Source organism: Erysipelatoclostridium sp. An173, from assembly GCF_002160495.1.
In the GTDB taxonomy this organism is placed as follows: domain Bacteria; phylum Bacillota_I; class Bacilli_A; order Erysipelotrichales; family Coprobacillaceae; genus Thomasclavelia; species Thomasclavelia merdavium.
In genome coordinates, this window is the sequence record NZ_NFKR01000004.1 from 22,223 (window position 1) to 40,914 (window position 18,692).

General features: G+C 30.0%; 19 protein-coding genes. 16 read left to right on the forward strand and 3 right to left on the reverse strand.

Annotated features, from left to right (window positions below):
* The first annotated feature begins 12 nt into the window (after positions 1-12).
* The 6 genes from rplT to B5F09_RS02605 all read left to right on the forward strand — a co-directional run bounded on the left by rplT (position 13) and on the right by B5F09_RS02605 (position 4,399).
* On the forward strand, positions 13-372 hold the full coding sequence (gene rplT / locus B5F09_RS02585) for a 50S ribosomal protein L20 (RefSeq protein WP_087299015.1): 360 nt from the start codon (positions 13-15) through the stop codon (positions 370-372).
* A gap of 120 nt (positions 373-492) precedes the next feature.
* Positions 493-888 (forward strand): SRPBCC family protein, encoded by a 396-nt coding sequence (locus B5F09_RS02590; RefSeq protein WP_239404223.1) that lies wholly within the window; start codon positions 493-495, stop codon positions 886-888.
* A 186-nt stretch (positions 889-1,074) separates the two neighbouring features.
* The gene (locus B5F09_RS15125) at positions 1,075-1,752 is read left to right on the forward strand and encodes an FtsX-like permease family protein (RefSeq protein WP_239404224.1); all 678 of its coding nucleotides are present in this window, start codon (positions 1,075-1,077) and stop codon (positions 1,750-1,752) included.
* On the forward strand, positions 1,745-2,365 hold the full coding sequence (locus B5F09_RS15130; protein ID WP_239404226.1) for a hypothetical protein: 621 nt from the start codon (positions 1,745-1,747) through the stop codon (positions 2,363-2,365). The genes B5F09_RS15125 and B5F09_RS15130 overlap by 8 nt, the downstream gene beginning before the upstream one ends.
* Position 2,366: 1 nt before the next feature.
* Positions 2,367-3,137, forward strand: a complete 771-nt coding sequence (locus tag B5F09_RS02600; RefSeq protein WP_087299011.1) for an ABC transporter ATP-binding protein — start codon at positions 2,367-2,369, stop codon at positions 3,135-3,137.
* The gene (locus tag B5F09_RS02605) at positions 3,137-4,399 is read left to right on the forward strand and encodes an FtsX-like permease family protein (protein WP_087371285.1); all 1,263 of its coding nucleotides are present in this window, start codon (positions 3,137-3,139) and stop codon (positions 4,397-4,399) included. The genes B5F09_RS02600 and B5F09_RS02605 overlap by 1 nt, the downstream gene beginning before the upstream one ends.
* On the opposite strand, the gene B5F09_RS02610 is transcribed toward B5F09_RS02605, so the two are convergent.
* Entirely contained in the window at positions 4,392-4,934 is a 543-nt protein-coding gene (locus B5F09_RS02610; protein WP_087371288.1) for a metallophosphoesterase, read from the reverse strand. The genes B5F09_RS02605 and B5F09_RS02610 overlap by 8 nt on opposite strands.
* A 219-nt stretch (positions 4,935-5,153) precedes the next feature.
* Here B5F09_RS02610 and B5F09_RS02615 point away from each other — a divergent pair, with 219 nt between their 5' ends.
* The 4 genes from B5F09_RS02615 to B5F09_RS02630 all read left to right on the forward strand — a co-directional run bounded on the left by B5F09_RS02615 (position 5,154) and on the right by B5F09_RS02630 (position 12,425).
* Positions 5,154-5,858, forward strand: a complete 705-nt coding sequence (locus B5F09_RS02615) for an ABC transporter ATP-binding protein (RefSeq protein WP_087299071.1) — start codon at positions 5,154-5,156, stop codon at positions 5,856-5,858.
* Between the two features lies 1 nt (position 5,859).
* Positions 5,860-9,084 (forward strand): FtsX-like permease family protein, encoded by a 3,225-nt coding sequence (locus B5F09_RS02620; RefSeq protein WP_087371291.1) that lies wholly within the window; start codon positions 5,860-5,862, stop codon positions 9,082-9,084.
* A 227-nt stretch (positions 9,085-9,311) separates the two neighbouring features.
* Complete coding sequence (locus B5F09_RS02625) at positions 9,312-10,775, forward strand: C40 family peptidase (RefSeq protein WP_087371294.1); 1,464 nt, start codon at positions 9,312-9,314, stop codon at positions 10,773-10,775.
* Between the two features lie 174 nt (positions 10,776-10,949).
* Positions 10,950-12,425 carry an NAD(P)H-hydrate dehydratase gene (locus B5F09_RS02630; protein WP_087371297.1) on the forward strand — a complete coding sequence of 492 codons (1,476 nt, stop codon included), beginning with the start codon at positions 10,950-10,952 and terminating at the stop codon, positions 12,423-12,425.
* Positions 12,426-12,437: 12 nt separating this feature from the next.
* On the opposite strand, the gene pgeF is transcribed toward B5F09_RS02630, so the two are convergent.
* Positions 12,438-13,187, reverse strand: coding sequence for a peptidoglycan editing factor PgeF (gene pgeF, locus B5F09_RS02635; RefSeq protein WP_087371300.1), 750 nt, complete (start codon positions 13,185-13,187; stop codon positions 12,438-12,440).
* A 76-nt stretch (positions 13,188-13,263) separates the two neighbouring features.
* On the opposite strand from pgeF, the gene B5F09_RS02640 reads away from it, so the two are divergent.
* On the forward strand, positions 13,264-13,608 hold the full coding sequence (locus B5F09_RS02640; RefSeq protein ID WP_087298997.1) for a hypothetical protein: 345 nt from the start codon (positions 13,264-13,266) through the stop codon (positions 13,606-13,608).
* A 22-nt stretch (positions 13,609-13,630) separates the two neighbouring features.
* On the opposite strand, the gene B5F09_RS02645 is transcribed toward B5F09_RS02640, so the two are convergent.
* A complete protein-coding gene (locus tag B5F09_RS02645) occupies positions 13,631-15,274 on the reverse strand; it encodes an NFACT family protein (RefSeq protein ID WP_204215186.1) in 1,644 nt (547 codons plus the stop codon).
* A 113-nt stretch (positions 15,275-15,387) separates the two neighbouring features.
* On the opposite strand from B5F09_RS02645, the gene gmk reads away from it, so the two are divergent.
* From gmk to B5F09_RS02670, 5 genes are all read left to right on the forward strand, one after another.
* Positions 15,388-15,960 carry a guanylate kinase gene (gene gmk / locus B5F09_RS02650; RefSeq protein WP_087298995.1) on the forward strand — a complete coding sequence of 191 codons (573 nt, stop codon included), beginning with the start codon at positions 15,388-15,390 and terminating at the stop codon, positions 15,958-15,960.
* A 64-nt stretch (positions 15,961-16,024) separates the two neighbouring features.
* Positions 16,025-16,867: a patatin family protein gene (locus B5F09_RS02655; RefSeq protein ID WP_087371303.1), complete on the forward strand. Its 843-nt coding sequence runs from the start codon at positions 16,025-16,027 to the stop codon at positions 16,865-16,867.
* Between the two features lie 171 nt (positions 16,868-17,038).
* Complete coding sequence (locus B5F09_RS02660; protein WP_087298991.1) at positions 17,039-17,458, forward strand: YjdF family protein; 420 nt, start codon at positions 17,039-17,041, stop codon at positions 17,456-17,458.
* 25 nt (positions 17,459-17,483) lie between these two features.
* Positions 17,484-18,059 (forward strand): YdcF family protein, encoded by a 576-nt coding sequence (locus B5F09_RS02665; RefSeq protein ID WP_087298989.1) that lies wholly within the window; start codon positions 17,484-17,486, stop codon positions 18,057-18,059.
* Positions 18,060-18,096: 37 nt separating this feature from the next.
* On the forward strand, positions 18,097-18,615 hold the full coding sequence (locus B5F09_RS02670) for a nitroreductase (protein WP_087298987.1): 519 nt from the start codon (positions 18,097-18,099) through the stop codon (positions 18,613-18,615).
* The last annotated feature ends 77 nt before the right edge of the window (positions 18,616-18,692 follow it).

Genomic DNA, 18,692 nt, shown 5'->3' on the forward strand with positions numbered 1-18,692 from the left:
AGGAATGAATAAATGGCAAGAGTAAAAGGTGGATATACTACTAGACATAGAAGAAAAAAAGTATTAAAATTAGCCAAAGGATACTATGGTTCTAAACATAGATTATATAGAACAGCAAATGAACAAGTAATGCATTCATTAGCTTATTCATATCGTGATAGAAGACAAGTTAAAAGAGATATGAGAAAATTATGGATTGCACGTATTAATGCTGCTGCTAGATTAAATGATATCTCATATTCTAAATTAATGCATGGTTTAAAATTAGCTAATGTTGAAATCAACCGTAAAATGTTATCTGAAATTGCAATTAGCGATCCAAAAGGATTCACTGCAATCGTAGATACAGCTAAAAAAGCTTTAGCTAAATAATTTAATCGATTATTAAAAGTTCCGTTAGGAACTTTTTTTGTGCTTAAATTTAAAATTTAACGAGGTTATTTGTAAAAAGGGATTTTTAATTGTGTTATAATTGGACTATGGAGGTGCTTGATGATGAAAAGGATCGATATGCAGGTTGATTTTAAAAGTGATGTGGAAAAAGTATTTAACGCTGTTAGTAATATTGAAGATTGCTCATGGCGAAGTGATTTATCACGGGTAGAAAAAGTAGATGATAATAAGTTTATTGAATATGATCGAAAAAATAGAGCAACTAAAATCTTGATTACTGATTGTCGTCAAAATATTCAATTTGAATATGATGTTCAAACTAATAATTATTTAGGACATTGGAGTGGTCAATTTGCACCATTACCAGATGGTGGCTGTCGTTTGTTTTTGGTGTTTTATTTTGAACCTAATTCTGTATTAGGTAAATTTGTGCGTGTAGATCGTTTTGAAGAACGTTATATAGAAGATTTAAAAAAAGAGTTGCAAGAAAGTTAATATAATAGTAAGTAATTAGAAATTTTTAAATTTGTTGATTATATCAATGATTTATAAATTTCTTTTTTTTAACAAATAATAGTAATAAATCTATGTTTTTTTACTACAAATTATCATAATTATTAAATTGACTAAATATGAAAGCGCTATTATACTAGTATTTATACTGTCAAATGGAGGTGTAAAATGGGGAATTTTAAATTTGCAATGAAAATGCTTGTCAAAGAATATAAAAACAGCTTATTTTATTGTTTAACACTAGTTTTTGCAATAGCAGTATGTTTTATTTTCTTTAATATAATAAATAATGATTTATTAAAAGATCCAGGAACAGTTTCAGGTGGCGTCTCTTGGCAACAAGTAAAAGTTCCATTTTCAACATCCTTATCATTTATGATTATCTGTTTTTGTTGCTTTATGATCTTTTTTGCTAATAATTTCTTTATTTCAAGAAAAACTAATGAAATTGCAATTATGTCGCTTTCTGGTAATAGTTCAATCGCATCAACATTATATCTGATATATCAGACTTTTACATTATTAATCATAGCTACGCCATTAGGGATTGGAATTGGCGTTTTAGTAGCACCATTATCCAATTATTGGATGTATCAGTATTTAAATGTTGAAGCTTCAATATATCAAATATCTATCAATACATATATTGAAACAATTGTCGTAGTGGCTATTGTTTTATTAACGTTATCAGTCTTTGCAAGTGGTTATATTTATCGCAATGATATTGCTTATTTATTAAAACAGGAAAAAGCGATGGATTATAATTCATCAGGAAGTAGTAAAATTGCTCCGATTTTTAATGTAGTTTTGTATATATTAGGGATTGTAATGATTTTTTATGGCTGAACATTCTTCTATGAATTATGTTGCACCAATAGTTGTTGGGATTGCTGGAATGGTTAGATTGATTAAATCTTTTTTACCTGAATTTATAAAGACATTTAAAGATAAATATTTGTTAGAAAAAAGATATGCTTTAATTTATTTTTCTAACTTGGCTTATTCAATTAGAAGATCAGTTTTGTTGTTTTCTTTAATAGCTGGATCGGTTACTGGGATGGTTGTTATTATTGCTACTTACTATAATTCACCACGGGAATATATTACCGCAATAATTGGCTATATAGTAATTGTTGTTTTATTGATTACAAGTATTGTTTATAAATATTGTATGGAAGCCCAGACAAGAGCTAATTTGTTTTATAATCTTTGGAAAATCGGTTATACCAGAAGTGAATTAATTAAAATAGTTAATCGGGAAGTGTTTTATTTTTATCTATTATTGCTAGTAGTTCCAATGATCTACATTGTTATTATTATAGGACGGTTTATATATTATGGTCAGATGACAATGATGTTTTCATGTGTTTTGGTGCTGATTTATGTAATATCAGTGATCATTTCAGGTTTTCTTACTAGATATAATTATCGTAAGCTGGTAATAAAAGGAGGAAAGTAGAGTGGAAAAAAATAAAATTTTGATTGCTAAAAATGTAACAAAAATCTATGGGGTTGGAACTAAAAATCCCTATACGGCTTTAAAAGATGTATCGTTAGAAATGGAAGAAGGCGAATTTATTTGTGTAATGGGTCCTTCTGGTGCTGGAAAGTCTACTTTTATCAATAATTTATCGACAATCGATTTACCTACTAAAGGATTTGTTTATATTAATGGTAAGGAAGTTAGACAAATGAGCGAAAGAGAGATAGGACGATTTCGTTATGAAAATTTAGGCTTTATTTTTCAGGAATTTAATCTATTAGATTCATTAACTATTTTTGAAAATATTGCTGTTCCTTTAACACTAGCTGGAAAGAAGAAAAAGGATATCCAAGAATCAGTAAATCAAATTGCTAAAAAACTAGGTGTTGAAATGATTTTAAATAAATATCCTAGTGAATGTTCAGGTGGTCAGCGTCAAAGAGCAGCAATCTGTAGAGCTTTAGTAACTAAGCCAAAATTAATCGTAGCTGATGAACCAACTGGTAATTTAGATAGTAAGAACTCTCACGAATTATTATCGTTATTTAGAGATTTAAATGTAAATAGTGGTGTTTCAATATTGATGGTTACTCATGATCCTAAAATAGCTTCTTATTCATCTAAGTTATTATATATAAAAGATGGTGTAATTGATGAAACGATTGAACGGCAAAATATGAGTCAAAAAGAATATTTTTATAAGATAGTCGATATTAACTCTACTGAATCGCAGGCTTTATTTGACTAATGGGATTATTTAAATTAGCACTTCAATCGTTAAAAAGTGACTTATTAAAGACCATATTTTATTTTTTATCGTTTTTGTTGACGACAGTTTTTATCTTTTTGTTTTTTAATTTAGCGATGAATCCTGCTGCTGGTATCAATCTCGGTGGTCGTGATAAAACAATTGTAACTCCAATTGCTGTTTTTGTTATTTTGATTGCTATGATTTGTGTTTTTATGGCTAATGATTTCTATGTTTTAGCTAAAAGCAAAGATATATCGATCGTATTGATGTCAGGTGCTTCGGTTTATAAAGTAGGTATGTATTTATTGTTGCAAAGTTTGATTGTTATGTTTTTTGCAATTTTGCTTGGTTTATTACTAGGATATTTATTAGTACCGGTTTTAAATAGAATTTTCTTTATTACATTTAATTATTCAGGAGATTTTTATTATGTAAGTGATCGTGCTTATGTGGCAACTACAATTATTTTGTTATTTGAAGTTGGCTGGTGTACTTATCTAAACATGGGTTATTGTTATCGAACTAGTATTAATAAATTGATCAATGATAGTGTTAAAATTGAAACTTTTGGTTTTAAATTAAGGAAACCTTCTAATTTGTTTTATATACTAGCTTTTATTGTACCTTTAATAATCTTTCCCTGGTTAAAAAGTGTTGAAGATTATTTGCTTTTATCAATAGTAGCAATGATTGGTTTATATGGGGTTATTAAACATATTATTCCAGAAATTATTGAACGCTTTCAAGAAAGATATGGTATTGAAAATCAATACTTATTAATTGTATTTGGAAATGTTAAGTATGATTTACAACGAGTACGAATGCTCGTATTATTGGTGATGATGTCAGCACTGGTTTTGATGTGTAGTATTCTATATACTTTAAATACACCGCTTATTAGTACGATTGTTTTGTTTTCTTATTTAAGTGTAATGATTTTATTGGCATTAACATCATTATTTAAATTAGGGATGGAGTTAAAGGGACGGAAAAAGTCGTTTGCTAATCTATATTATCTTGGTTATAGTTTAAAGGATTTAAAAAAGATAATCAATTTAGAAATGATTATCTTTTATGGGATGATAATTTTAATACCATTAGTTTATCAAATTGTAATTATTATTAGATTATATAGTCTTGGATTAATTAATTTTTATTTAATAGCTTTAATGTTGATAATTTCAATCATACCGATGTTATTTTGTATGGTGGCTTGTATCATTATGTATCATCATATTTTACCAAAAAGTATTATTTGAACCATTTTTTAAAGAATGGTTCTTTTTTTCTTTTGTTAGATTGATTTGGGTTAAAAGGGTTACATGGTTCTAGTGTTTTTACTTGATAAAAAGTTGCCTTTTTTTCTTTAGTATCAAATATACAATATGTAGGAAAACGATACTGACCTCGAGGGTATGAAACACTGCCAGGATTAATAATTATTGTACCGTCAATTTCATCGTAATATGGTCGATGAGTATGACCATAACAGATAACATCAGCTTTTTTTTCTTTTGCGCTTTGATATAAATAATCCATATTATAATCAACATCATAAAGATGACCATGGGTAACGAAGAATTTTAAATTATCAAAAGAAGGGCAGATTTCATTTGGAATATTACCATAATCATTATTGCCGCGAACAAGATAAAAATTATTTAGTGGCAAATTATCATAACCGATGAAAATATCACCGCAGTGAATATAATAATCAACGGGATTAGCTTTTAATAATTTTAGTAAATCTGATTTAGACATTGCATGGGAATCAGATAGAATCATTATTTTCATTGAAATACCTCCTGAATAAATTCTAACACGAAAAGTTAAAAAAATCTGCTTATCATGGATAAAAGTTAATGATTTTTGATTCTAAAATAATATTTTTTTTACTTTTATTTGATTAAAAAATAAAGTCGTTTCTTGATGAAAAAGGGGATTGGAGGTTTAAAATGGCAATTATTTCATGATATAATATTATATATGATAGAAAAGAAAGGTTGTGAGGTGATGAATTGCTTTATAACGTTTGAAGATGTAAAAAAGATATATAAAGTAGGTGATGTTGAGATTCCGGCATCAAACGGTGTTAATTTCGAAGTTGAAAAAGGCGAGTTCGTTGTAATCGTTGGACCCTCAGGAGCCGGAAAGACTACAATTTTAAATCTTTTAGGCGGAATGGATAAAGCAACAAGTGGTAAAATAATTGTTGATGGTCAAGATATTGCTAAATATAATGAAAAGCAATTAACACAATATCGTCGAGATGATATTGGTTTTGTTTTTCAATTTTATAATTTAGTACAAAATTTAACTGCATTAGAAAATGTTGAATTAGCTTCACAAATATCAAAAAATCCTTTAGATGTAAAAATGGTTTTAGAGCGAGTTGGATTAAAAGATCGAATGAATAACTTTCCAGCTCAATTATCTGGTGGTGAACAACAAAGAGTGGCGATTGCAAGAGCGATAGCTAAAAATCCTAAACTGCTTTTATGTGATGAACCAACTGGTGCTTTGGATTATCAAACTGGTAAGTCCATTTTAGGATTATTAAGAGAGATGTGTGATAAGTATTCTATGACAGTTGTTGTTATTACTCATAATAGTGCTTTAGCTCCAATGGCAGATCGGGTCATTAGACTAAAAAATGGTCGTGTTGATTCAATGAAGATGAATGAAACACCTAAATCAATAGCTGAAATCGAGTGGTAAAATGAAGAAAAAAGCTTATGTAAAAAATCAAATTCGAACTATCTTTAATACTAAAGCACGTTTTCTTTCAATTTTTTGTATTGTATTTTTAGGGGCTGCATTTTTTGCTGGATTACGGCATACGCCATTGATCATGGAACAATCAATGAATGATTATTTGAAAGAATATCATTTTAATGATTTGAATTATGTGGCAACTTTGGGATTTACTGAAGAAGATCTTAAATTAGTCAAAAAAATTGATGAAGTTGAAAATGTTGAATCTGGTAATCGGTTTGATGCTTTAGTTGAGTTTGATGAAAATGTTAAAGGAGCTACTGTATATACTAATGAAACTTTTGATAATCAAGTAAATAAGGTGGAGTTGGTTAGTGGTAAATTACCAAAAGATGATGATGAATGTCTTATTGATAATAGTTTTGCAAGTCAAAATGGAATTAAGGTCGGTGACCAGATTACTTTAACTAATGACAATGCCACTAAAAAATTTACTGTCACTGGTTTGATTAACGATACCCGTTATTTAAGTTCAGTTGAGCGTGGTACTAATACTCTTGGTGATGGTACTAATGAAGCTTATTTTCAAATTTTATCAAAGGGTAATGAAGGTTTAGATTTACCGCAAGAACTTTATGATTTACGTGAGCAAACAGTATTTAATGAGTTAAGAATAACGTTAAAAAATGAAAATAATTATAATTATTTCAGTGATGAATATTTAGAATATGTTGATGATGTTAATTCTAAAATTGAAAAGATTTTAAATAAACAGATTGACTCGTTAAATGAAGATCTTGTAAATGATGCTAAAGAACAATTAGCTAAAGGTGAAGCTGATTATAATGATGGTTTAAATCAATATCAAGATGGTTTAAGTGCTTATAATGATGGTGTCGTACAATATGAAGACGGTATGCAGCAGTATCAAGATGGTTTGGCTGCATATAACAGTGGTTATCGACAATATCAAGATGGTTTAAATGCATATAACAGTGGTTTAGCTCAATATGAAGCGGGATATCAGGATTATTTAGCTGGTAAAAGTGAATATGATGCTGGATTAGCGAGTTATAATCAACAGTTAAGTCAGTATGAGACTTATAAAAGTCAATATGAACAGCTAGCACCATATTATGATGAGTTAGTTAAACAATATCAAGATGCAATAGCAGCTGGAGTTCCTGAAGATCAATTAACAGGATTAAAAGCTAAAATTACTCAAATTGAACAATTAGCATATGCTGTAAGTCAATATGAAGCTAGTTTACCAGCAGCTAAACAGGTTTTAGATCAATCGGCTGTCGAATTAGAATCAGCCCGTGTTACTTTAGAAAACACAAAAGCAACTCTTGATAGTTCTAAGGCAACATTAGATGCTACTGGTTCTACTTTAGCTGCTTCAAAAGAAAAACTTGATAGTAGTAAAGTCACTTTAGATGATACTAAAGCATTACTTGATCAAACTAAAATAGACTTAGATAATGCCCAAATAGAATTGCAGCAAGCACAAGTAGAATTAGAAGATGCTAAAAAAGCTATTGACGATATTCCTAGCGGTGAACTAATTAGTTTAACTCGTGAAGAAAATGCAGGAATTATTAGTTTTAGTTCTGCAAGTGATTCAATTGCCGCAATTGCTGCAATATTTCCACTGATATTCTTTTTAGTAGCTGCCCTTGTTAGTATGACAACAATGACAAGAATGGTTGAAGAACAAAGAGTTCAAAGTGGTACTTTTAGAGCATTAGGTTATCATCGCCGTGATATTATTAAACAATATATCATTTACGGCTTTTTGGCGACTTTTGTTGCTAGTATAATTGGTATTATTGCAGGAGTTTATTTCTTCCCTGCTATTATCTATTATTTATACCGAAAAGTTTTGTTTAGTGTTGGAGCTGATATTAGTATTCTTTTTGATGCTTTTATTTGTATTCAAACATTTATAATATCGGTAGCAATTATATTATTAGTTACTTATTTAGTTGCTCGTCGTGAAGTTAGCGAAATGCCTGCTAGCTTACTTAGACCTAAGGCACCAAAAACAGGTAAACGAATCGTACTTGAAAGAATAACGTTTATCTGGAAACGATTATCTTTTAATCAAAAAGTTACTATGCGTAATATTTTTAGATATAAAAAGCGTTTCTTTATGTCAATTGTTGGTATTGCTGGGTGTACAGCATTAATTGTAACGGGATTTGGTATTCGTAATTCTGTTTCAACACTAGCAGATAAACAATATGGCGAAATTTATACTTATGATGGATTAGTAGTTTTTAATAATCAATTGACTAATGAACAGTTAGAAAACGAAATTAAGGATTTTGAAGATCTTGATGAAATTAAGGATACAAGCAGTTTTTACCGTCAAACAATTACTATTCATGGTGATAAAGACCACTATGGAACTTTAGAAGTATTTGATAACAATAAAGAATTAAGCAAATTTGTCAATCTTGAGGACTATCATAGTCATGAAAAAATAACACTGGATAATCAAGGTGTAGTAATTTCTGCCAAATTATCAGAATTATTAGATGTAAATGTCGGTGATAAAATTAAAATCACAATAGATGAAAAAGATTATGAAGTAAAGGTTACTGGATTAATGACGTTATACTTCCAGCACCAGTTATATATGAGTGAGGAGTTTTATCAAGAACTTACTGGTAATGAAGCAATATCTAATTATGCTTACTTTGATATCGGTGATGAATCAATGGAAGCTAAGATTGATGATTATTGTAAAAATGATGATAATATTTCTTCAGTTAACTATACTGATGGTATATCGCAAAGCTTTAGAGATCAAATGGTTAGTATCGATAGTGTGGTAGTTATTCTTATTGTTTGTGCAGGAGCTTTAGCGTTTATTGTTTTATATAATTTAACTAATATAAATATTCAAGAGCGTAAAAGTGAGATTGCAACAATTAAAGTATTAGGTTTTTATCCACGTGAAGTCTATGATTATGTCTTTAGAGAAAATACGATTCTTTCAATAATCGGTTCTATTCTAGGATTAGGATTAGGGAAAGTTTTACACTTATTTATTATCTATACAGTTGAAGTTGAAATTGCAATGTTTATTAGAAGTGTCAATTTAATGAGTTATGTTCTTGCTGTGATTTTTACGTTATTATTTACTTATTTGATTGATTTTGGAATGCGTAGAGTGTTACGTAAAATTGATATGGTAGAATCGCTAAAAAGTATTGAATAGGCACTAAAATTGATAAATTTTATTTATGAATATGCAAATTTTAGTTTAGGACTTAAGAAAATATTAAGGATTTCTTAAAAAATCTTAAAAAAATTCATTTTCTTTAACTTAAGCTATCATGGGGGTTATAGACGATTGGAAGGAATGTAAGAAGCTTTCAGGGGTGGATTTTTCCTTTGAAAAATATTATAATAGTCCTTGGATATGTTATTGAAAGGAGGTAACGAATGGAAAGAGATATAAAAGAAGGCGTGAAAAGAGTGATGGATGAATACATCACAAATCGCAAGGCTATGTTTATTCCGATTGCAGCTGTTGCTAGTTTTATGTTAGTAGGTTATGCTGCAACTGACAAAGAAAAACCAGAAATTATTTCAAATCAAATTGATTTAGTTTATGGTGAAGAATTTGATGCCGATAGTATTGATATTAGCGACAACAAAGATAGTCGTGAAGATATTTTAGTATCAGTTGAGACTGCATCATTAAATGAGAAACAAATTGGTAGTTATGATGTGGAGGTAACAGCAACTGATGCTGGATCTAATGTTGCAACAAAGACAGTAACTGTTAATGTTGTCGACAACGAAGCACCTAAAATTGAAACTTTAGGTTCTAGTCAAGGGTACATTATTGAAGTGCCAATTAATGGAAGTGCTGATTTAGCAAGTTATGTTAAAGCAAGTGATAATGTAGATGGTGATGTTACACCATTTATCAAAAGTAGTGAAACTTTAAACACTACAGTTAAAGGACAACAAGATATTACTTTAACAGTTGATGATACTTCAGGTAACACAACTGAAGAAACTTATACTTTCGTTGTAAGTGATTTAGAAGCACCAGTAGTTAATTTTACTCAAGGTGCTAATGTAACTGTTGATTATGGTAGTGTATTTGATATTAATGCTTATGTAAATGTAACTGATAACGTTGATGGTGTTATGGCACCAGTTGTTGAAGGTTCTGTTGATACATTAAAATTAGATGAGACTCAACCATTAAAAATTAGTGCAACAGATAGTTCTGGAAATCCTACTGAAGCAACTTTAAATGTTGTTGTAAAAGATATTTCTGCTCCAGTTATCACTTTAAATAAAAGTGAAATTACAGTTAATACTGGAGAATCAGTTGATTTTAGCAGTTATTTAGCTTCTGCGGTTGATAACAAGGATGGTGATGTTCGTGCAAACGTTCAAATCGATGCTCCTAGTACATCTAAAGCAGGAACTAAGACAGCTACATATACTGTAACTGATGCTGCTGGTAATACTGGAACTGCAAGCTTAACAGTTAAAGTTAATAAAAGAGCTTCAGGTGGTGGAAGTTATGCCGGATCAGCTCCAAGTAATAGTTATGGAAATACCGTGCTTTCTGCAGCTTATTCAAGATTAGGATGCCCATATAAATGGGGTGCTGCTGGACCAAATGCTTTTGACTGCTCTGGATTTGTACAATGGTGTTATGCTCGTGCCGGAGTATCATTGCCACACTCATCTTCAGCACAAAAGAATGCTGGTACACAAATTAGTGTTTCTGCAGCACAACCAGGAGATATCTTATGGAAATCTGGTCACGTAGGAATCTACATTGGTAATGGAAAATACATCCATGCACCTCAAACTGGTGATGTAGTTAAAATTTCATCAGTATCTGGTTCAGGGTTTGTATGTGCGGTTAGAGTAAAATAAGAATAACAATAAAGATTACGAATTTTGTTCGTAATCTTTTTTTGTGTTTTCTTTAGATTCAGTATATAATTATATAAAAAGAACTAAGATAAAATTGATTGTATTTAATATTATAATAATTAAAAATACAAATATATTCTTAGAATATTAGTGATAGAAAGATAAGGTGGATTTATGTTTGTAGCAACAAGTAGACAAATGAAAGCCTATGACCAGGCACTATTAAATGAAGGGTATAAAATAGAAGAATTAGTGGATAAAGCAAGTGATGTTATTTTACCGCATTGTTTAAAATATTCACATATCATTATTGTATGTGGTCCCGGAAATAACGGGGCTGATGGAATAAGTTTAGGAATAAAGCTTCATATTCGAGCTCGTGAAGTAAAATTATATTGTTTTGGTAATCCTGATAAGTTTTCTGATGCCAATAATTATTACGTACAACAGGCTCAGGAAATGGAAGTGCCAATCGTATTTATGGCTCAAGAAGATATGGGATTGTTTAAAAGTGATTTACAAAAAGCTGATTTGATTGTTGATGCGATGTTTGGCTTTGGTTTAAATAGTCCAGTTAGGGGACTAGCAAAAAATTTAATAGATGAGATCAATACTTTAGTTGATACTGATGTTATTGCTATTGATATTCCTACAGGTTTAAACCCGGATAATGGTATTCCTTATGGTAGTGTTATTCAAGCTACTAAAACAGTTACTTTAACTGCTATTAAGCAAGCTTTTTTAAATGAAGAATGTCACCAATATACAGGTGAAATTGCAATTGAATTATTGCGAGTTAAGGATTTAAGAAAGGATCAAAAACTAGCTAGATTGGTAAGTCCAGCTTGGGTTAAACGTCATTTAAAACAACGTGACTATTATGGGTATAAAGGAGTTTATGGTAAGGTGTTACATATAACTGGATGTAATCATTATCGCGGTGCTGCTTTGATGGCCGCTAAAGCTTCGGTATATACGGGAAGTGGTATTGTTTGTGTTAATTCAACTGAAAAAGTAATTGATGGATTAACTGTATTCGTTCCTGAAAGTACTTCGATGTTACGAAACGATAAATTAGATCATGAGATGTTTGATGATTATAATGCTATTTTGATTGGTTCTGGTTTAGGATTAAATGAACAAAGTGAACAATATGTAATAGACGTTTTAACTTATGCAACTTGTCCAGTAATAATTGATGGCGATGGTTTAACAATACTTGCAAGACATCTAGAATTGTTGAAAGAAACAAAGGCTAAAGTTATTTTAACGCCACATGCTGGGGAATTTAAACGTTTATGTAATTATGATGATGAATTAGATATGATTGAAAAAGCAACTCAATTTGCTTTAGAATATCAAGTTGTTGTAGTGTTAAAAGGACCAAATACTTTAATTACAAATGGAACTAATATTTATCGTAATATTACTGCTAATAAAGCAATGGCAACTGCTGGTATGGGTGATGTTTTAGCGGGAATAATTACAAGTTTTGCTGGTCAAGGGTATGATGTAAAAGATGCGGCTATTTTAGGTACTTATATCCATGGTGCTTGTGGTGATATTTTAGGTGATGATGTTTATACAGTTATTCCTAGTGAGATGATTAAATTAATTCCTAAAGTAATGATGGATGTAATCAATGAATAAAAAGAATTCTTGTTATTCAAGAATTCTTTTTATTATTGTAATATTGCGCCCACTATCTTTATTTTTACGATAACTATAAAATAAATCATCGTTTTCTACTGTACAATATGGAGAAACAGTGATATTGTTTTCCAATAGTCCCAAATTTAATAGCATTTGTTTATTTAAGCCTTTATTATCAAGCTGATAATGAAGTTCGTCGGTTTGGTAATAGAAAGGACTAGTATCAAAGTCCATCTGTTTAACTAAATCAATAACATTATCCATGACTTCTAAACAATCCTGGCAAATGCAAGGACCAATATATGCTAACATTGTTTTTGGATCACAATTTTCATGTTCAATTAAATGCTTAGTAACTTTAGAAACAATTTGTTTAGTTGTTCCTAGCCATCCTGAATGAATAGCGGCAATTATTTTTGTTTTAGGACAATAAAGTAATACTGGCGTGCAGTCAGCGTGAAATGATAATAAATATAAATTGGCATCTTTAGTATAAAGAGCATCAGTATCTTTAAAAGCTGTTTCATGTTCATACATTCCTTTACCACCATCAGTGGTAGTAACTTCTTTAAAATTGGCAGAATGTACTTGCCGTGGCGCTACCATGTGATCTAAGTCAGTATTTAAAATTTCAGCTAAATGTTGACGATTTTTTAATATTAATTCTTTATCATCGTTATTAAAAGACATATCGCCCAATTCTTTTGTAACAGTATAGGCTTCAATTGCTTGATTAGTATTCCATTTAATTAATTTCATTTTTTTCCCTTTCTGTGTAATTTGTCTAAGTTTTTGATTTATTAAAACATATAGTATACTAAAGGAGGTGGAAGTGATGTTTGGTAATTCTTGTTGCAATTGTAACTGCAACTGTAATTGTAATAATAGCTGTCGTGCAACACCAATCGTAGCTCCTAGAAAAGTTTGTACTAGATGTACAAATAAATATGTAGAACAACCAATTATTTGTCCAATTGAATGTCGTCATGTGTGCAATGTAGTATACTATCCACGCTATTATCCACGTTATGAACAAACTTTTATGACTCAGGATAATGCTAATCCATATGCAAATAATAATGGATTTATGTCAGGAAATTCTGGGTTCATGTCTGGAAACTCTAACTATATGAATAGTAGCAATAATGTAATGAATGGAAGTTGTAATTGTGGTAATTAGAAAAGATAGATGCCTTAGGCATCTATTTTTTCGTTAATTCATTAAAACATGCTTCATCAGGATCAATATAAATAGTTTTATAGCTGTCTAATAATACTTGTCCTGGTTTACTCCCATGAGGTTTTTTTAGAGTTTTTACTAAAGTATAGTTAACAGGGACACTGCTACTATTTTTTCCTTTAGAAAGACATGCGGCCATATTACTAGCTAGACGGATCGTATATTCGTCTAAATCATTTCCTTTGACAATAACATGACTACCTGGCATATCTTTTACATGGAACCAGGTATCATAACGATGGGCATGTTTAAATGTTAAATAGTCATTTTGTAAGTTGTTTTTTCCTACCCAGATTTCAATTCCATCTTTTGTATAATAAGTTTCAAAAGATGGATGTTTCTTTTTGCGGATAGAATTAGTTTTTGTTTTCTTTTTTAAATATCCTTGCTGTTCTAATTCTTCTTTGATTTCTAAAGCATCATAATAAGAAGCATTATTCATTAAAGTAATTAAACTATCGAAATAATTAATTTCTTTTTTAGTTAATTCAATTTGTTCATTTAAAACATTAATTGAATTTTTTGCTTTTTGATATTTATTATAGTATTTTTGAGCATTAGCTTTAGGATCAAGCTTTTCATCTAAATCCACCATAATTTTAGTATTGTCATAATAGTTATCTAATTCAATATGACGCATTCCTTTTTTTAAAAGATGTAAATTAGAATATAATAAATCACCAATAATTCGATATTCATCACTGTTTTTAGAATCTTCTAATGTAGCTTCCAGTTTAGCTAGTTTATTAACATTTTTTTGATATTCATTTTGAATATATTTTGTTAAGTTTGATGTTTGCTGTTTGATTCGTTCTTTTTGATCAATTAAGTTAAAATGCTGATCTAATCCTTCAAATAAAGGATAAAATACTGGCTTAACATTTAAATGAGTCAATGGAATCAAATGAAAATATTCACGATCATCAACTTTACTAATATAAATGGTTTCACTACTGTTAAGTTCTTGCATTATATTTTTAAAATCATCCCCATTATCATGGCGATAGATGATTTCTTTTGATAATATCGGTGACATTCCCTGATACACTTTAGTAAGATTATTATTTTCAATAAAATCACTAGTAAAAGGATTCACTTTATTACCATTCATTGGTGGCAAACGATAGATTGCACCAGGTTGAATGAAACGTTCACTATTGATATTTGGGGTAATTCTTTTTAAACAGTCAATAATTTTATTTTCATGATTACATAAGATTATATTTGAATGTTTACCCATGATTTCGATATAACAGTTATACTCTACATAATCGCCAAATTCATTGTATGAACCAAAGATAATATGACAAATACGATCAAGTTCAATCTGTTTAACAGCCTTTATATAGCCACCATCTAAATGTTTACGAAAAAGCATAGTTAATGGATTAGGACTATCAGGAGTTGGGTAATTTAAGTTTGTAAGTTGAATTCTTGCATACATAGGATGACAAGATAACAATAATTTATAATTTGTTCGATTACTACGAACATTTATTAATAATTCGTATTTAGAAATCTGGTAGATTTTATTGATTCTACCACCAGTAATTGTATTGTTTAAAGCACCGATTACCTGGTGCATCATTATTCCATCATAAGACATTTTTATCACCGCAATTAGTATAACATAGATTGTAGATAAATGACACGAAAATAATTGACAATATTAGAGCGATTTTGTATGATGAACATATCATAAAAAAAGGGGTGTAAGCTGTGCAAAAAGGAATGCTGATTATTTTAAGTGGGCCTAGCGGTGTAGGTAAAGGAACTGTAAGAGAACAGTTATTTAAAGATGAAAGTTTAAATCTTGCATATTCTATTTCAATGACAACTAGAAAGCCACGTCCTGGTGAAAGAGACGGGGTTGATTATTTTTTTGTCGAAGAAACTGAGTTTGAAGAAAAAATTAAAGAAGGAAAGTTATTGGAATGGGCTAAATTTGTTGGTAATTATTATGGAACACCTAAGGATTATGTAGAACAACTATTAGCTCAAGGAAAAAATGTTGTTTTAGAAATTGAGGTTCAAGGGGCCCTTCAGGTAATGGAAAAGTGTCCTGATGCAACTACTATTTTTATAGTACCACCTAGCTTTGAAGAATTAGAAAGAAGAATTCGCGGTCGGCGAACAGAAGATGAGGCTATTGTTCAAGAACGTTTAGCTAAAGCGCGTAAAGAAATTGCAACTAAAGATGAATATAAGTATGTAGTTGAAAACGATGACGTAATGTTAGCTAAAGAACAAATTGCTACAATAATAAAAAATCATTGCACTAATCAGGATTAATCATCCTGATTTTTTATTTGAATTTTCTATGGTATAATTTGATTAATTGTTTGGAGGAATAGAGATGAAAGTAGGATTAGTTTTAGAAGGTGGCGCTATGCGGGGAATGTATACCGCAGGCGTTTTAGATATTTTTTTAGATCATCAAATCCCTGTAGATGGAATTATTGGAGTTTCAGCCGGAGTGCTTTTTGGGGTTAATTATGTTTCTAAACAGCGTGGTCGGGCTTTAAGATATAATCTAAAATATGCTGGCGATAAACGTTATATGGGCATCCATTCTTTAATTACGACTGGTAATATTGTTAATAAGGATTTTGCTTATTATGAAGTTCCATTTAAACTTGATCTTTTTGATCAAGAAACTTTTGCTAGTTCTAAAACAGATTTTTATGCAACAGTAACTAATGTCGATAGTGGAAAAGCAGAATATATTAAAATTACAGATGTTTATAAACAGATGGAAGTTTTTCGGGCTACTTCAGCAATGCCATTTGTATCAAAAATTGTTTCATTAGATAATAAAAAATATCTTGACGGGGGTATTGCAGATAGTATACCGGTAGATAAATGTCATGAGCTTGGTTATGATAAAATTATTGTTGTTTTAACTAGACCGTTAGAATACCGCAAGAAAAAAACCAATACTTTAGTTCCAAAACTTGTTTATCGTAAATATCCAAACTTTGTGGAGGCTATCAATCAACGCTATCAAAAATATAATCAAACAGTGGCTAAAATTGCTAAGTTAGAAAAAGAAAATAAAATTTTTGTTATTAGACCTAGTCGAACAGTTCCAATCAAGCGCTTAGAAAAAGATCCTGAACGATTACAAGAACTTTATGATTTAGGGGTTGTTGATAGTAAAAAAAGAATTGATGATTTAATTAATTATCTTAATGATTAATTGTATAAAATGATGCTTTAATAAACTTTGTTTTAATGAAAAAGTTAGCTATAATATAAGTGCTAGAATAAAAACACATTGTGGTTGGTAGTCCACAAGCAGCTAAGCTGTCAGTAACCTGCCTCCTTAGGTTGTCCGTTTCTAGAGATAAATAATTAAGGAGGACGCTTTATGTCAGGTGCAGTTAGTTTAGAGTTAAATGTTTATTTTGAAGAACCTTTTTGGGTTGGAATGTTTTATTTATCAATAGATAATAAGACAAAGATTTGTCGGATTGTTTTTAAAACAGAACCAACTGATAGTGAAGTTTATCAATTGATTTTAACTAAGTATCATAAGTTAAAATATAGTAATGGTTATAAAAACAAGGAAAAAGATAAACCTAAAAATTATAAAAGGTATCAGCGATTAATCAAAAAGCAGAGTTCTAAATTAGAAACTGGTACAAAATCAATGCAGATATTGAAACAAGAATATTTGATCAATAAGGAATTAAAAAAGAAAGAAAAACGAATTAATCGTCAAAAAAAACAAGAAAGATTGTATCAGCTAAAAAAACAAAAACGTAAAGCAAAACATCGGGGTCATTAAGACCCTTAGTTTTTTGGAGGCAAAGATGGTAATAATATTGATAATAGGATTATTTATAATTGTAAATGGGATTATTTTCTTTACAGTTTTTAAAAATCCTAATAAAAAGATAAAAAATATTGTTTATGATTGTGGAATAGTTTGTGGCTTTCCCGCAAACAATGATGGCACTCCTTCAAAAATCATGCAATCAAGGATTGATGCTGGAATATGGTTATATAAAAATAATAAGATAAAAAAATTGATATTATCTGGTGGTGCTGTAAAAAATGAATTTGTAGAAGCACAAGTAATGAAAGATTATGCTTTGAATCTGGGAGTTAAAAGTAAGGATATTATTGTAGAGACTAAGTCGCGCAGTACTTATCATAATTTAATGTATTGTAAGGATATTGTAATTGAAAATAATTTTAAGGATTGTTTAGTAATTACTAATAGCTGGCATTTACGAAAAGCTGATCATTATGCCCGAAAGTTTAAATTGAATTATAGTATGTATCAAGCTAAAAAGCCTCAGGAATATTCAATGTTTAAAGTTTTAATGTTACATTTGTATACTAACGGCGTCATGTATAAAAACTTTTTTAAAGGGCTATCTTGATTTTGTGCTATAATTAAGGCTAATAGGAGGTGTTTTTATGAATGAAACAATTAACAATTTAGTTAATCGTCGCAGTGTGCGTAGTTATCAAAATAAACAAATTGACGAAGAAGCTTTGCAACAGATTTTACAAGCAGGTTTATATGCTCCTTCAGGAATGGGAAGACAACCAACTATCATGGTCGTAATTCAAGATGAAGCAACTATCAAAGAGGTATCTCGTTTAAATGGAGCTGTTATGAATAGTGATAGTGATCCTTTTTATGGCGCTCCAACAGTAATCGTTGTTTTAGCTGATTCAACAGTTCCTACTTACCGTGAAGATGGTAGTTTAGTTATGGGAAATTTAATGAATGCAGCCTGGGCAGTGGGAGTAGATTCTTGCTGGATCCATCGAGCTCGCGAAGTTTTTGATAGTCCCGAGGGAAAAGCTTTGCTTAAAAAATGGGGTATTGATGAAAAATATGTTGGAATCGGTAATTGTATTTTAGGTTATTGTCAAGGTGAAAAACCAGAAGCAAAACCACGAAATGAAAATCGAATTTATCGCATTTAAAATAATGTATTATAAATGTATCAATGATGAAAATTGATACATTTTGTTTTATTATTTATTTGTGGTAAAATAGGAAA